17 protein-coding genes and 1 pseudogene are annotated in these 14,663 nt (G+C 59.7%); 12 read left to right on the top strand and 6 right to left on the bottom strand.

The genetic code is table 11. From position 1 onward, the window contains the following. Positions 1-65 precede the first annotated feature (65 nt). From ilvA to lpdA, 5 genes are all read left to right on the top strand, one after another. Positions 66-1,283, top strand: a complete 1,218-nt coding sequence (gene ilvA, locus FXF75_RS18050; RefSeq protein WP_163523232.1) for a threonine ammonia-lyase — start codon at positions 66-68, stop codon at positions 1,281-1,283. Between the two features lie 68 nt (positions 1,284-1,351). Beyond that, positions 1,352-2,494 (top strand): acyl-CoA dehydrogenase family protein, encoded by a 1,143-nt coding sequence (locus tag FXF75_RS18045; protein WP_163523231.1) that lies wholly within the window; start codon positions 1,352-1,354, stop codon positions 2,492-2,494. Positions 2,495-2,566: 72 nt separating this feature from the next. Further along, on the top strand, positions 2,567-2,797 hold the full coding sequence (locus FXF75_RS18040; protein WP_163523230.1) for a UPF0175 family protein: 231 nt from the start codon (positions 2,567-2,569) through the stop codon (positions 2,795-2,797). Continuing rightward, a complete protein-coding gene (locus tag FXF75_RS18035; RefSeq protein WP_163523229.1) occupies positions 2,794-3,321 on the top strand; it encodes a hypothetical protein in 528 nt (175 codons plus the stop codon). Before FXF75_RS18040 ends, FXF75_RS18035 begins: the two co-directional genes overlap by 4 nt. Positions 3,322-3,391: 70 nt before the next feature. Further along, a complete protein-coding gene (gene lpdA / locus FXF75_RS18030; protein ID WP_163523228.1) occupies positions 3,392-4,816 on the top strand; it encodes a dihydrolipoyl dehydrogenase in 1,425 nt (474 codons plus the stop codon). Positions 4,817-4,891: 75 nt separating this feature from the next. Here the strand turns inward: lpdA and FXF75_RS18025 are convergent, their stop codons facing one another. Then, positions 4,892-5,032, bottom strand: coding sequence for a hypothetical protein (locus tag FXF75_RS18025; RefSeq protein WP_163523227.1), 141 nt, complete (start codon positions 5,030-5,032; stop codon positions 4,892-4,894). 435 nt (positions 5,033-5,467) lie between these two features. Between FXF75_RS18025 and FXF75_RS18020 the strand changes: the two genes are divergently transcribed. Further along, complete coding sequence (locus FXF75_RS18020; protein ID WP_163523226.1) at positions 5,468-6,214, top strand: hypothetical protein; 747 nt, start codon at positions 5,468-5,470, stop codon at positions 6,212-6,214. Here the strand turns inward: FXF75_RS18020 and FXF75_RS18015 are convergent. Continuing rightward, complete coding sequence (locus FXF75_RS18015; protein ID WP_163523225.1) at positions 6,204-7,049, bottom strand: hypothetical protein; 846 nt, start codon at positions 7,047-7,049, stop codon at positions 6,204-6,206. The two genes, FXF75_RS18020 and FXF75_RS18015, sit on opposite strands and share 11 nt — an antisense overlap. Positions 7,050-7,266: 217 nt before the next feature. Here FXF75_RS18015 and FXF75_RS18010 point away from each other — a divergent pair. Then, positions 7,267-7,512: pseudogene (locus FXF75_RS18010) on the top strand (dihydrolipoyl dehydrogenase); the annotation flags it as partial. Positions 7,513-7,759: 247 nt separating this feature from the next. After that, positions 7,760-8,074 (top strand): hypothetical protein, encoded by a 315-nt coding sequence (locus FXF75_RS18005; RefSeq protein WP_163523224.1) that lies wholly within the window; start codon positions 7,760-7,762, stop codon positions 8,072-8,074. A 355-nt stretch (positions 8,075-8,429) separates the two neighbouring features. Here FXF75_RS18005 and FXF75_RS18000 read toward each other — a convergent pair whose 3' ends face one another. The 4 genes from FXF75_RS18000 to FXF75_RS17985 all read right to left on the bottom strand — a co-directional run bounded on the left by FXF75_RS18000 (position 8,430) and on the right by FXF75_RS17985 (position 12,168). After that, positions 8,430-9,251, bottom strand: a complete 822-nt coding sequence (locus tag FXF75_RS18000) for an ABC transporter permease subunit (RefSeq protein ID WP_163523223.1) — start codon at positions 9,249-9,251, stop codon at positions 8,430-8,432. Continuing rightward, positions 9,248-10,177, bottom strand: coding sequence for an ABC transporter ATP-binding protein (locus FXF75_RS17995; protein ID WP_163523222.1), 930 nt, complete (start codon positions 10,175-10,177; stop codon positions 9,248-9,250). Before FXF75_RS17995 ends, FXF75_RS18000 begins: the two co-directional genes overlap by 4 nt. A gap of 219 nt (positions 10,178-10,396) precedes the next feature. Then, entirely contained in the window at positions 10,397-11,230 is an 834-nt protein-coding gene (locus FXF75_RS17990) for an ABC transporter permease (protein WP_163523221.1), read from the bottom strand. Then, entirely contained in the window at positions 11,227-12,168 is a 942-nt protein-coding gene (locus FXF75_RS17985) for an ABC transporter ATP-binding protein (protein WP_309221858.1), read from the bottom strand. Before FXF75_RS17985 ends, FXF75_RS17990 begins: the two co-directional genes overlap by 4 nt. Before the next feature lie 139 nt (positions 12,169-12,307). Between FXF75_RS17985 and FXF75_RS17980 the strand changes: the two genes are divergently transcribed. From FXF75_RS17980 to FXF75_RS17965, 4 genes are all read left to right on the top strand, one after another. Further along, complete coding sequence (locus tag FXF75_RS17980; protein ID WP_163523220.1) at positions 12,308-12,517, top strand: HVO_0649 family zinc finger protein; 210 nt, start codon at positions 12,308-12,310, stop codon at positions 12,515-12,517. Positions 12,518-12,696: 179 nt separating this feature from the next. Then, positions 12,697-13,506 (top strand): prephenate dehydratase, encoded by an 810-nt coding sequence (pheA, locus tag FXF75_RS17975; protein ID WP_163523219.1) that lies wholly within the window; start codon positions 12,697-12,699, stop codon positions 13,504-13,506. 160 nt (positions 13,507-13,666) lie between these two features. Next, positions 13,667-14,116 carry an Hsp20/alpha crystallin family protein gene (locus FXF75_RS17970; protein ID WP_163523218.1) on the top strand — a complete coding sequence of 150 codons (450 nt, stop codon included), beginning with the start codon at positions 13,667-13,669 and terminating at the stop codon, positions 14,114-14,116. Between the two features lie 38 nt (positions 14,117-14,154). Then, the gene (locus tag FXF75_RS17965) at positions 14,155-14,607 is read left to right on the top strand and encodes a peroxiredoxin (protein WP_163523217.1); all 453 of its coding nucleotides are present in this window, start codon (positions 14,155-14,157) and stop codon (positions 14,605-14,607) included. Positions 14,608-14,663: the final 56 nt, after the last annotated feature.

The following is a 14,663-nucleotide window of genomic DNA, read 5'->3' as shown; positions in this document are numbered from 1 at the left end:
GAACTCCTCTCCCTTTCACCGTCGCGTCGCCGAGAAACTGACACCACTCCTCGAACACCACCACAATGACCGACGTTACCCTGTCCGACATCGAAACTGCGCGCGAGCGCTTCGACGAGACGGTCGTCCAGCGCACCGACATCGAGCGAAGTCGGTCGCTGAGCGAGATGACCGGCGCGGAGGTCCACCTGAAGATGGAGCACCTCCAGCGCACAGGGTCGTTCAAGACCCGCGGTGCGTACAACAAACTCCAGCAGGTCGCCGAGCGCGGCACCGCGAACCGGGTCGTGGCCGCGAGCGCAGGCAACCACGCGCAGGGCGTCGCGCTGGCCGCGACGAAGACCGGCATCGACTCGACCATCGTGATGCCCGAGAACGCGCCGCAGGCGAAGGTCGAGGCCACTCGCGGCTACGGCGCGGACGTGGAGTTGCGGGGCGAGGACTTCCGGGCCGCGATGGAGTACGCCCAGTCGCTGACGGAGGCCGACGACACCGAGTTCGTCCACGCCTACGACGACCCGGCCATCGTCGCGGGGCAGGGCACCATCGGCATCGAAATCCACGAGCAGATGCCGGAGACCGACACCGTGGTCGTCCCCATCGGCGGCGGGGGTCTCATCGGCGGCGTCAGCGCGGCGCTGGCCGAACTCGACCCGGACGTCCGCGTCGTGGGCGTACAGGCCGAGCAGGCCGCGACGGTCCCCGAGAGCCTCGACAAAGGCATCCCGGCTTCCATCGACTCTCCGACGACCATCGCGGACGGCATCGCCACGGGCGGCATCTCGGAGTTGACGCTCGGTCTCATTCAGGAACACGTGGACGAGGTCGTCACGGTCACCGACGACGAAATCGCCCGCGCGGAACTCCTCCTGCTCGAACGCGCCAAGCAGTTGGTCGAGGCCGCGGGCGCGTCGTCGGTCGCCGCGGTCCTCTCCGAGGACCTCGACGTGACGGGCGAGACGGTCGTTCCGATTCTCTCGGGCGGCAACATCGACATCTCGATGCTCCAGACCGTCCTGACGCAGGCGCTCACCGAGCGGAGCCAGTTGATGCGCCTCCGAGTCCGCATCGAGGACGAACCCGGCGAGATGACGACGCTCTCGGGCATCATCGCCGACACCGGCGCGAACATCCGGACGGTCCGCCACGACCGCGCGGTGGACGACCTCCGGGTCGGCGAGGCCTACCTCGTGTTTCAGGTCGTCACGAGCGGGACCGGCCACGCCGAGAAAATCATCGAGAAGGTCAGAGACGCCGGGTACGAAGTCGAACGCGTGGCGTGACCGACGCCGGGGTAGCTGCCGACTCCCGCTGAGGAACCTATTACTTGCTCCCCGTCGTCGGTCGTCGCATGCCGTTCCGTCTGACGGAAGACCAGCGAGCGCTCCGCGAGGACGTGCGCGAGTTCGCCGAGTCCGAGATTCGCCCGCGCGCCATCGAACTCGACCGAAACGAGGAGTACCCCGGCGACGTCATGGCCGAACTCGGCGACCGGGGGTACGCGGGCATCACGCTCCCGGAGGAGTACGGCGGCCGCGGCGATGGAGTGGTCGAACTCGTCGTTCTCACCGAGGAACTCGCGGCGGCGATGATGACCGTCGCCAGCGCGCTGGCGCTCAATCTGGGCGTCGCGACAGTCATCGAACGGTTCGGGACCGACGCCCAGCGCGAGGAGTACCTGCCCGAGATGGCGACCTTCGAGACGGTGGGCGCGCTCGGCCTCAGCGAGGCGAACGCCGGCGCGAACAAACTGGAGATGGAGACTACCGCCGAACGGGCAGGTGATGAGTGGGTCATCGACGGTCACAAGCAGTGGGTCACCAACTTCCAGCACGCCGACGTCGTCCTCACCTACGCGAAGACTGGTCCCGACGCCGACGCGCCCCACAACATCAGCGCGTTCCTCGTCCCAACCGAGGAGTTCGAGGTCGAGGAGGTGTGGGAGACCCTCGGCGCGCGCAACGTGAAATCGCCGCGGGTCAGACTCTCCGACGTGCGCGTGCCCGGCGAGAACCTCGTCGGCGGGGAGGGTGAGGCGTACGTCCAGCGCGGTAAGATTCACACCGGCGTGAACGTCGCGGCCCGCGGGGTCGGCATCGCCCGCGCGGCGCTCGAAGACACTGCGGCGTACACCGACGAGCGCGAGCAGTTCGACCAGTCAATCGGGTCGTTTCAGGGCGTCCGGTGGACCGTGGCGAAGATGGCCCAGCGCGCCGACGCCGCCCGTCTGCTGACGCTCCGGGCCGCCGACCGCGCCGACCGCGGCGAGGACGTGCGTCGGGAGTTCGCCGCAGCGAAGATTCACGCGACCGAGGCCGCGGTCGAGAACGCGAACGACGCGATGCAACTCCACGGCGGGAAGGGGTACACGACCGACCACCACGTCGAGCGCTACCTCCGCGACGCCCGCCTCCTGACGATTGCAGGCGGGCCGAACGAGGTTCACCGGAACGCGCTTGCTGATGCGGTGTACGAAACGGAGACTCCTGAGTAATGCGCGCCCGACAGGTAAGAACTCTAGGTCCTGCCACAGATTCATAAGTGAAGACGGCCCACTTTCGAGTAGATGGCTTCCGACCGACGACGCGCCCAAGCCGAGGACGCCAGCGAACTCGCCGAGACCATCGGTCTGTACGCGCTCGGTGAAATCAGCCTCGGCAGGGCCGCCGAACGCGCCAACGTGTCCCGGTGGGAGATGCAGGAGATACTGGAGGATGCGGGCGTCGAACTGCGCCTCGGTCCGCAGAGCGACGAGGAGTTGGAAGACGAAGTTGACGTCGCCTTGGACCTCGAATGAGAGAGAAGCGGAAGCCGCTCGTCCTCGACGCGACGGTGCTCAGTAACTTCGCTAGTTCCGACGCTATATCATGGCTCACCGACACGTTCTCCGGATTAGCAACGGCAGCGGCGGTTGAGCAGGAACTCCAGCGCGGCGTCGACGAGGGTTATCCATTTCTCGGTTCAGCCCTCGCTGCCGTCCAATGCGACAAAATAGACCTCCTTCATCCTGGACGTGGTATTCTCGACCACCACGAGTTCTCCGAAGAGCTTCAGCGACTTGACCGAGGAGAGACTGAAGTCCTCGTGACGGCTCAACTCGTAGACGGGACGTTCGTCTCCGACGACATGGATGCTCGCCGGCTCGCAGACGAACTCGGCGTCTCGAAAACGGGCTCTATCGGTTTGCTCGTTAACGGTGTCGTCAGAAACGAACTGTCCGTCGAAACCGCGGACGAGTGGCTCGACGTCTGGCGCGACCAGCGCGGCTACTACGCGCCGGTCGAAAGCGTCGCCGACGCCCTCCCCGACGACCCCGCGTGAAACGTTACCAATCCAATCTCGCCGCAAAATCCACCTGATTTTTCACCACCAAGCCCGATTTACCGAACATATGGTCGTCGGAGACATCTCGACGGGAACGGACGTGTTGGTAATCGGCGCGGGACCGGGCGGCTACGTCGCCGCGATTCGCGCGGGCCAGTTGGACCTCGACGTGACCCTCGTGGAGAAGGACGCCTACGGCGGGACCTGCCTCAACTACGGTTGCATCCCCTCGAAGGCGATGATTACGGCGTCGGACCTCGCCCACGAGGCAGGCCACGCCGAGGAAATGGGCATCTACGCCGACCCCGAGGTGGAGATGAGCGAGATGGTCGGCTGGAAGGACGGCGTCGTGGACCAACTCACGGGCGGCGTCGAGAAACTCGCCAAGGCCAACGGCGTCGAACTGATGGAGGGCCGCGCGGAGTTCGCCGACGAGAACAAGGCCCGCGTCGTCCACAGCGGCGGCGGGCAGGGTTCCGAGACGGTCAAGTTCGAACACGCCATCGTTTCGACTGGAAGTCGCCCCATCGAAGTGCCCGGCTTCGACTTCGGCGACGACCCCGTACTCGACTCCCGGCAGGCGCTCGCACTGGAGGAGGTGCCCGAGAGCCTCGTCATCGTCGGCGCGGGCTACATCGGCATGGAACTCGCGGGCGTCTTCGCCAAGTTGGGTACCGACGTGACGATAGTCGAGATGCTCGACTCGGTCCTTCCGGGCTACGAGGACGACCTCGCGCGCCCCGTCAAGAAGAAGGCGGAGGAACTGGGCATCGACTTCCACTTCGGCGAGGCCGCCAGCGGGTGGGAGGAGTCGGGCGACGGCATCACCGTCCGGACCGAGGACGAGGACGGCGAGGTCTCGGAGTTCGGCGCGGAGAAGGTGCTGGTCGCGGTCGGCCGCGAACCCGTCACCGACACGCTCGAACTCGACAACGCGGGCGTCGAGACCGACGAGAACGGTTTCATCCCGACCGACGACCGTGCGCGGACGAACGTCGAGCACATCCACGCCATCGGTGACGTGTCCGGCGAGCCGATGCTCGCGCACGTGGCCAGCAAGGAGGGGCAGGTCGCCGCGGAGGTCGTCGCGGGCGAACCCTCGGCGCTGGACTATCAGGCGGTCCCCGCCGCGGTGTTCACCGACCCCGAAATCGGCACGGTCGGCATGACCGAAGCGGAGGCCGAGGAGGAGGGCTTCGAACCCACCGTCGGCAAGTTCCCGTTCAACGCGTCGGGCCGCGCGCTCACGACGGGCCACGCCGACGGCTTCGTCCGCATCGTCGCGGACGAACCCAGTGGTTTCCTGCTCGGCGCGCAGATTGTGGGACCGGAGGCCTCCGAACTCGTCGCGGAACTCGGACTCGCCATTGAGATGGGCGCGACGCTGGAGGACGTCGCGGCGACGATTCACACCCACCCGACGCTCTCGGAGGCCGTGATGGAGGCCGCCGAGAACGCGCTCGGGCACGCGATTCACACGCTGAACCGCTGAACTTCCCTAGGCGACCCTTCCCATCATTTCGTCGTTCTCCGTGTTTCGCCGAGACGGTAGAAGGGTTCGATAGCGTCACTTCCCGAGGTAGGCGTCTCGAACCCTTTCGCTGTCGAGGAATTCGTTTACCGATTCCTCGTGGCGGTTCTCACCCACGTCGAGGACGTAGCCTCGGTCGGCGATGCGGAGTCCGGCCTTGACGTTCTGCCCGACCATCAGCACCACAGTCCCGTCTCGGCGGACCGCCCCACGAGTTCGACGCCGCGGTCGCCAGCGGTGCGTTCTCCGGCCTCGAGGCCACCGAGTCGATGGACGACGGGGAGTCGGGCGAACTGGAGTAATCAACCGTCTCCTTCGCGGGATTGCTCCTCTAAAGACACCTATAGGTTTCTAATACCCTCCTGTAAGTAACTATCACATACCTCTAGGTGGTCTGATATGGACAAGGATACGGAGCGGTGACGGATGTGGGTGCTGGGGCGGGTGCGGTAGCGGTGATGATTGACTCAAGGATCAGAGCGGCCGCGGGTACTGTTGCGGATGCAGTTGTGGTAACAGTATCCACTGATGAACCGATAGCGGTAGCCCCGACACATCTCGACCGCGTTTTATATATGTGTATCTACTTAACTGTAGGACGATGTGGAAGCCATGACCACGAATGAGGATACGCCTTCAGTCGAGGAAATCCTCGACGAACTCCAGGCCACGGACAATTTGCCGGACACCATTCACGGGACGAAACGAAAAACCGAAAAATACGGTGGCGGCCTGAGAACGGTCCGACTTGAACTGTGGGAGGATCTTCCGAACAGAACTCGCAACGAACAACTGTCCGTGGAAACCGTCGACGAGTTCGATTTCGACCTTGGCGTCACGCACGACCCGACGCCTGAATTCGAGGGCGTAGATCTCATGATACAGAATCGAGATGGAGTGATACTGTATGACCGTGAAGCGAAAAAGTATCACAGTCTCGATTTCGACCCGGCCGAGGGTCGACCTAATCCCAACACGGACGCGACGTTAATTGGGTCCTCTCCCAAATCGAACTTCGACGTGACGTACGATGGGAGGGAGACCGTCGCAGGTCGAGAGACACACGTCCTGTCGTTTCGACCGACAGCGGACGCGGATTCCCTCTACCGAGGATACGAGTACATAACTCTGTGGATAGACGACGAATACTGGTTCCCCATCAAGGAGGAGGCACGGGCCAACATCCAAGAGATGCCACTGTTGCAGACAGATTCACTCGGGGATGTTCCGGACGGGGTGTACTTCCTCATGAAAACGTTTGAGGAGGTTGAATTTAACATCGAGATTGATTGCTCTCTCTTCAAGTTTACTCCTCCCGAAAACGCAAAAGAGGTACGTAGAAAACCGTTTATCGAATAGATTCTGGCAGGCTAGCGATGCATTTTGCGCAGGCTTTTACGTCTAAACCCACGCAGTGTTGGGCAATACATTCACCGCAATGCAGGGGATCGCCATTTCCAATGACAAAGGCACAAGCATTGAAACAATTACTAGCACATTCGGGAGCATTAGTACCACAATCGAAGCATGCATCTGCGTTAATTTGCTCGCTTGCGACTTCTTCGACCGAAGGTTGTCTTATGTTTGGCCGATCTGTCTCACTAGAAACTTTGAACACATTGCCGTCCGCAGTCCTGATGAAGTAGGAGCCATCAGTGTGTCGTGCAATAAATTCACCAGTATCGACAAAATTTGACAGTTGTTCCTGTTCTTTCTCAGTTACGGTAGTGCTGAGACTCATTCCATTATTTTCCACCTTCATGTGGAGTTCAACTCCTATGGGGACGCTATTGAACCGAGTGGGGAGCTTTCGCTGAATCTCTTCAGTAAGGTCCTTTAGTTCGAATCCTGTGGACGTGTCCCCCCGATCGAACTTTTCAACTTTCGAATTAAGAACCTCTCGGTGAGTGATGGCACCGACTTTGGTTTCGAATCGAATAACCTTCAGGGTAAAATCACCATGATAAACATTCACATTTTGGTTAACGATTGCTGGTTCTCCCACTTCTTCAAACAGCGTTCTTACTGAACCCCGGAGATCGGTTATATCTACAGAGTCTGCAGAAACCGGTTTAGTAAATCCTGAGCTAACGGTTGCACCAGCGGTTGCACCTAATACCCCAAGGACTCCTCGTCGGGTGATTGACGCTTTGTTCTTTGACTCTTCTCTCTTTGACTGATTTTCGTCTTCCATTTCATATTATATAATGATATAATTGTTATTAAACCTAACTATTAGATGGGTGCGTGTAGAACATACTACTATTTCTATTCGTACAGGAGAATTCCGGCAGCGTGGTTCAAATCACTTTATCCCTTGCTAAAGTTCTGTCACAGCCACTGCTCTTTTCACCCCTCCGCGAAACAGAAAACGTATAGAAGCAGTCACGCTCGGTCCGGAGGGGACCTACTCCACCGGCCACGCCGACGGCTTCGTCCGCATCGTCGCGGACGAACCCAGCGGCTTCCTGCTCGGCGCGCAGATTGTGGGACCGGAGGCCTTCGAACTGATTGCCGAACTCGGTCTGGCTATCGAGATGGGCGCGACGCTGGAGGATGTGGCCGCGACGATTCACACCCACCCGACGCTCTCGGAGGCCGTGATGGAGGCCGCCGAAAACGCGCTCGGGCACGCGATTCACACGCTGAACCGTTAGAGCGACTCTACGTATCCACTCTGTGACTAGTAAAACCGACCGAAGGGTCGGCCGGTAGACGCTACGAGGCTACTCCGTAGCGCAGTTCTCGACCCGTCTTTGCTCTTAGTTATGCGCAGTAGCTACTACAGAGGACACCACAGTCACAGCAGACACAATCGCAGTCACACTGAGTACACCACTGGGTACAGTCGCCCTGAGGGTCCCGCGCACAACACTCTTCGGAACAATCGGAACAATCCTGACAGTGCCCCGGATCGACACATCCGTCCGGGTCTGGTTCCGGCATACTTCCGTATTTCACGAGGTGGTCCTTACCGAGCGGCTCACCATTTTCGACGGGGTTCAGCGTAGCGTGAGCGGTGTCCTCCTCCGGGAAGACGGAGAGCGACAGGAATCCGGCGTCTACGCGACGGAAAATCTTGATTCGTGGCGTGTGCCGGTAGCCGTGTCGGTAGGCGGTCACGTGCTCCCCGACGTTGTCGGAGGGTTCGCTCAGTTCCTCGAGATCGTCGATGGTCTGTTCGTCGAGAACACCATCTGCTTCGAGTTCCTTCAGTAGGTCCGTTTGCTCGTGCACTGCTTCTCGAACCATTGCCGCGTCTTTGTACTCCTCGATGACGGCCTCCTCTTCGGTTTTCGTGAGTCCAACGTCCTGTTTGGCACTAGCGGCAGTCGTACCCCCAAACGCGACGAGCGCGCCGGCGGCAGATTCTTTTAGCATCTGGCGTCGATCCAATCCACTTCGGTTTTTCTTGGATATTTGTAAACCTGATTATAATAGAAGAACTTAATTCTAATCATTTGATGGTGTGTGTGGGAGTGGTAATTTGAGTATATTGCACTGTATTGGATATTATGGCTGTAATATATTGGAAACGTATCCCAATATCAACAATGAATTAAGAGTCGTAAAGTTAGGATATGTCTGCCTTCTGGAACTGCCAATATCCCAGTACGAGTGGAAGCACGGACCAGACGATGAGCATACTTACCGCGACCAACGGAGAGCCCAATTCAGACCCCGCCGACATAGTTTCTACTAACTTCTCAGTTCTCGGAGAGACGTACTGTATCGACTGAAGGTACGCGTTCGATGGGCTACCCATCCTTAAGAGTATCAGTGAAGAATTGGAAAGACCGAAATGTTGCTCTAGAAGTGACGGAATCGAGTTCGGGACAGCGGGAATCCAGAAGACGTTCCAGACGAGGTACGCTCCTATCGATGCGACTATCGCACGCGACTGGGTAGTCACAGTGGCGGAAATACCGGTAGCGATACTAACGTAGGACGTCATAAGGAGAAGCGTCAACACCGAGAAGGTCAGGAACATCCCGATATTCAGAGTACCAGTAAGGAATACGGAAAGTAGCGTAGCCAGAACGAACCCTACCAGTAAACCGCCGGCGGTCAGCAAACTTCGAGAACAAAATTTCCCGAGGACGACCTCCCGTCGGTCGTTGGGAAACGAAAGTAAAAACCGGATGTTTCCCTGTTCCCGTTCTTTCGCTATCGAGAAGGCCGAGACCACCAACGAGAGCATCGGGACGAACACCAGTATCGGGAAAACTATTCCGAGAAGGCCGAGAAGAACCGTTTGATTAGTACCTGTTTGGTTACTAACCACTGCATAAAATCCTCCAAATACGAGTAACGGACAGAAGAGTAGTACTGCCCACACTAGTTTCGTTCGACGTAGCGCCAGCAGGTCTTGCCGGAGGATTAACCTGACGCTCATGGCGAGTCCCCCGTTGCTTCCGACCGGCCGTTCTGCACGTACGTATTGAACACTGTTTCGAGAGAAGTATCCTCAGCTACGACATCTGTAATTTCCACTTCTTCGTCCACCTGATTAATCACGCTGATTTTCGCGGACGGCGTCGAACAGGTCGCACGAATCGTATCGTTCTTCGTCCTCACGTCACTCACGTTATCGATATTCGAGAGATTGAGGCGGTTAGGAACAGTCTCAACACGGAGTTTGATTTCCGCATCGCCGACAGTTGCCGCACGAAGTTTTTCGACCTCGTCTACAGTGACGAGCGTCCCGTCCCGCATAATTCCAACCCGTTCACAGACAGACTCTACTTCCGAAAGAATGTGGCTGGAGAAAAAAACAGTTCGTCCCGCGTCGACCTGATCCTCGATGATATTCCGAATATCACGTATCCCGGAAGGGTCCAGTCCACTGGATGGTTCGTCGAGAAGTAGCATCTCGGGGTCGCCGACCAGTGCCATCCCGAGTGCGAGACGTTGGCGCATCCCTTTCGAGTAGCCACCGACGGGACGGTCCCAATCTTCCGGTGATAGTCCGACGTACTCCAACAACTCTTCAGTCTCGTCAGCACCGCCTTTCATCTCAATTGCTAAATCCACGTGTTCTATTCCTGTTAGATTACTGTAGGTGCTGGCTCCTTCGGGAAGGACACCGAGTTGCTCTCGAACTGTCTTTGATTCTGATTCTACGTCGTGGCCTAGTATCTCCGCGTTCCCACGAGTCGGTGTCAGAAAACCCAGAAGCAAATCAATAGTCGTTGACTTACCGGCCCCGTTCGGACCAAGAAATCCAAATGCTTCACCTTCTTCAACGACCAAATCTAAATCATCGACGGCGACGATATCGCCGTAGTGTTTCGTCAAGCCCGAAGTCTCGATAGCAGCCATCGTGATTAATTTCTAATTATTATCTTAAGTATCTTATTATGGCGTTCGTCGTATCGTCGGGTTCTCGGCAATACAGAACGTGACCTTGAAACATGACGATACGACTGTTTCTCGGAGATGGGAACCAAACTATGTTCAAACCTGAGTCGTGGAAAGCCGTTTTGATACAGCACTCGGGCACGCGATTCACACGCTGAATCGATAACCGAAAATTCCTATTTAGTTTATCTCGGCGGCTCTGAACCGCCAGTAGCCGAACGCGAGCGGCAGGACGGTCCACGCCACGAGCGACCCGATGGCGACGCTCGGCTCGACGAGTGCGCTCGCCATCGATGACCCCCTCGAGAACTCCTCGAACGACGGTCCCAAAACCTGTACCGTCTGCATGTAGGCCGTCGGTGGATTGAGAACCTCGATGTGTACGACGGTCGTCCGACCGAGTTCGTGTCCGACTATCTTTGCTAAAAGATTCTCTACGTACACCGCGACCGAGTAGGGGAAACCGGGAAGCCAGAAGATGCTCCAAAAGAGGTACGCCACTATAGTCCCCCCGATTGCGCGTATCTGGGTCGTTACTCCGGCGGAGATTCCCACCGCGAGACCGACGTAGGAGGTGGCGAACAACATCGTCAAGAGTGCGAACTGGCCGACCGTGATAAGTCGGGGTCTGTCAGCCCCGACGACCGCTAATAGTGCGACAGCGAGAAATCCGAGCGCGAGTCCGCCGTTGACGAGGATAGCCCGAGACAGAACTTTTCCGAGAACGACCTCGACTCGTTCGTTCGGGAAGCCGAGGAGGAACCGTATCGTTCCGTTCTCGCGCTCCGCAGCGATAGCGAACGCAGAAGCAACGAGGGCCGTGATTGGAATCACAATCATCGCACCGTACGCGATTGCGGTGATGCCCTTCTCGGCCGTCCCGACCGGTGTTCGATTTATCGACCGATAGAACGCCCCCGCAGTAGAGAACAGGAGAACAGTGAGGACCGCCCATGAGAGCTTCGAACGCCTGAGGACGCTCAGGTCCGTTCGGACGACGTCACTGATACTCATGCCGATTCCTCCACTATCCGTCTGTCCTCGGTGTAAGTCTCGAAGACGGCTTCGAGCGAGATGTCCTCCGCAACGACGTCGGTTACGGTCGCTATCTGATCTACGTGTCTGATGACGGCCATTTTCGTGTCGCGCTTCGAGCAGGCCACGCGAATCGTCGAATCCGCTATCGTCACGTCGGTCACTCCTTCTATTGCGGTCAAGTCGAGTTCGTCGGGAACCGCTTCGACGCTGAGTTTCACGTCCGCGTCGCCGACTGCCGTCTCACGGAGTCGGTCTACCTCGTCTACAGTTACCAACTCGCCATCGTTCATGATGCCGACCCGCTTGCAGACAGACTCGACTTCTGCGAGGAGATGACTCGACATAAACACTGTCCGCCCAGCGTCTGTTTGCTCGCGTATAATATCACGCACGTCCTGCATCCCGTTCGGGTCGAGACCTGACGTCGGTTCGTCCAGAATTAGGAGGTCGGGATTTCCCACCAGCCCCATCGCCAGTGAGAGTCGCTGGCGCATCCCTTTCGAGTAGTCCCCCGCTCTCCGGTCCCAGTCCTCGGGGTCGAGTCCGACGTAGCGCAGGCGGTCCTCGGGGTCGTCGTCGCAGTTCTTCATCCGGGTCGCTAACTCGACGTGCTTTCGTCCCGTCAGTTGTTCGTAGACGCTCGTGCCCTCCGGAACTACTCCGATACGCCGACGCAATGCTTTCGATTCGGTCTGCACGTCGTGGCCCAACACGCACGCACTCCCGCTCGACGGCTCGAGAAATCCGAGAAGGATGTTGATAGTGGTGGATTTGCCTGCGCCGTTTGGACCAAGGAATCCGAACGCTTCGCCTTTCCTCACCGTAAGATGGAGGTCCTCGATGGCGGTTACATCGCCATAGCGTTTTGTCAGCGAAGTGGTTTCAATTATACCCATGGGCTGTTTTTCTCGCACACTGACAATTTATTTACTATCTAATAATTATGCCTGACAGACAGAATTTCGCCGCAGAGTCGGTAGTATAACCGAAGTCAAAAAGCGGTGGCCCCACTCCTACCAAGGAACTATGCCAATTGATACCGTACAACAAAACATGTCCCACTCCAGAAACGGCGGACGTTCCCCCTTCGAGCGACTCCGGTCGCGCTTCGAGGAGACGGACCTCGTCTGTCCGAAGTGCCGATACGAAGACGCCGACGGTCGGTGGGTGGCCGAGACCACGGGCGACCGCGTCCAGTACCGCCACCTCTGTCCGAGTTGCGGGTACGTCCGGCGGCGGACGTTCCGACTCGGCGGAGAGTGACTCGCCGACCCCTGCGTTTCGGGTCCGGAATGCGACAGGTCTCGCCCGCCACAGCATCGGACCCCAGACTTCTCGGGTCCTCGACCGCGGTCTTACAGTGGGTCCATCCGGCGCTCGTCGCTCACGGAAATCTGTCACACCCGACGGGCTTTTATCCGTTTCCTCGAAACAACCACCACATGCAAGCAGTCACGCTCGGTCCAGAGGGCACCTACTCCCATCGGGCGGCCAGCGCAGTCACCGACGACGTGGACTTCCGCGAGTCCGTCACCGCCATCGTGGAGGCGGTGGCCGACGGCGAGTTCGACCGCGGCGTCGTCCCCATCGAGAACAGCATCGAGGGGAGCGTCACCGAGACGCTCGACGCGCTGACCGACCGAGAGGTCGCCGCCGTGCAGGAAATCGTCACTCCAATCCGGCACGCGTTGCTCGCTCGGGGCGAGGACTTCTCGGTCGTCGCCAGCCACTCTCAGGCGCTCGCGCAGTGCCGTAGCTACCTCGACTCCGAGTACCCCGACGTCGAACTCGAAGCCGTCGCCAGTACCGCGCGCGGCGTCGAACACGCCCGCGAGAACCCGGACGTAGCCGGTATCGGTCACCCGGCCAACGCTCACGAGGGCGACGACCTCCGAGTTATCGCCGAAGGGATTCAGGACCGGACTTCGAACGCCACGCGATTCCTCGTCATCGCGCCCACCCACGAGCGGTCGGACGCGGGCGGCAAGTCCTCGCTGGTGGTCTACCCGAACGCCAACTACCCCGGACTCCTGCTCGAACTCCTCGAACCGTTCGCCGACCGCGACATCAACCTGACGCGGGTCGAATCGCGGCCGAGCGGCGAGCGACTCGGCGATTACGTGTTCCACATCGACTTCGAGGCCGGACTCTACGAGGACCGCGCGCAGGCGGCCATCGCGGACATCGAGGAGATTGCGGAGAAAGGCTGGGTCCGGAAGTTGGGGTCCTACGACACGGAACATGTCGTCTGAGAGCGAGGTGTTAACTCTGGAGGCGAGACCGTCTCCGTCGAAGGACCGCAGTCGCGTTCTCGGTGCGAAAATACGTCGTCGAGACGAGCGGCGCCGACTGAATTTTTAAGGAGTGTGGCGTCGCAGTTCCGACCGGGCGACCGAACGCCCGGGGGACACAATGTCAGGACGTAGGAATCCGTTCAAGGAGATAGAGGAGATGATGAACCGCATGAGCCGTCAGGTCGAGGAGTCGATGGGCGGTTCGGGAATGAGCGAGTTGACCGGCGGACGGGGCGGCGCGGCCGTGGACGTGGCCGACCGCGGCGACGAGTTGGTCGTCACCGCGGACCTCCCCGGCTACACCAAGGAGGACATCGACGTGATGCTCCGCGGGGAGACGCTCCAGATTCAGGCCGAGAAGTCCGAGGGGTCCGAGGAGGGCGACGGCGACGACGGCCGATACATCCGGAAGGAGCGCCGCCACCAGTCGGTGAGTCGGTCGGTGACGCTCCCCGAGGAGGTGGACGAGGAGAACGTCTCCGCCCAGTTCCAGAACGGCGTGCTGACGGTGACGTTGCCCAAGATGGGAGCGCAAGAGGGAGAGTCTCACCGCATCGACATCAGTTAAGCGCAAACGCCTTCCGGTCCCGTCCGTAACTCACTGCTATGACGCTCGAAACCGGCGACGAGGCACCGACGGTCGAGGCCCGGAACCAGCGCGGCGAAACCGTGGAACTCGACTTCTCGGAGCCGACGGTGCTGTACTTCTACCCGCGAGACGACACGCCCGGTTGCACCACCGAGGCCGAGCAGTTCGACCGGGAACTGGAGAGCTATCACGACGCCGGGGTCTCGGTCTTCGGCGTCTCGACCGACGACGTCGAGAGCCACGAGGAGTTCGCCGAGAAGTACGAGATACGGTTCGACCTGTTGGCCGACCCCGAGAGCGACATCGCCGACGCCTTCGGCGTCGATACCTCGAGCGGTGCGGCCGCGCGCACCACCTTCGTCCTGGCCGACGGCGAGGTGAAGGCGGTCTACGACGGCGTGGACCCCGACGGTCACGCCCGCGACGTGTTGGGCGACATGCTCGACGACGAACTGGTCGCGCTGGAGTAGCCGTCCCGACAGCGCCGCGCCGACAACGCTTTTTCTCTGCCACGCCGTTGGGCCGG

It is taken from the genome of Halorussus sp. MSC15.2 (genome assembly GCF_010747475.1).
GTDB lineage: Archaea > Halobacteriota > Halobacteria > Halobacteriales > Haladaptataceae > Halorussus.
The sequence above is the reverse complement of the archived record's forward strand: the minus strand, read 5'-3'. Positions and strand labels throughout refer to the sequence as shown.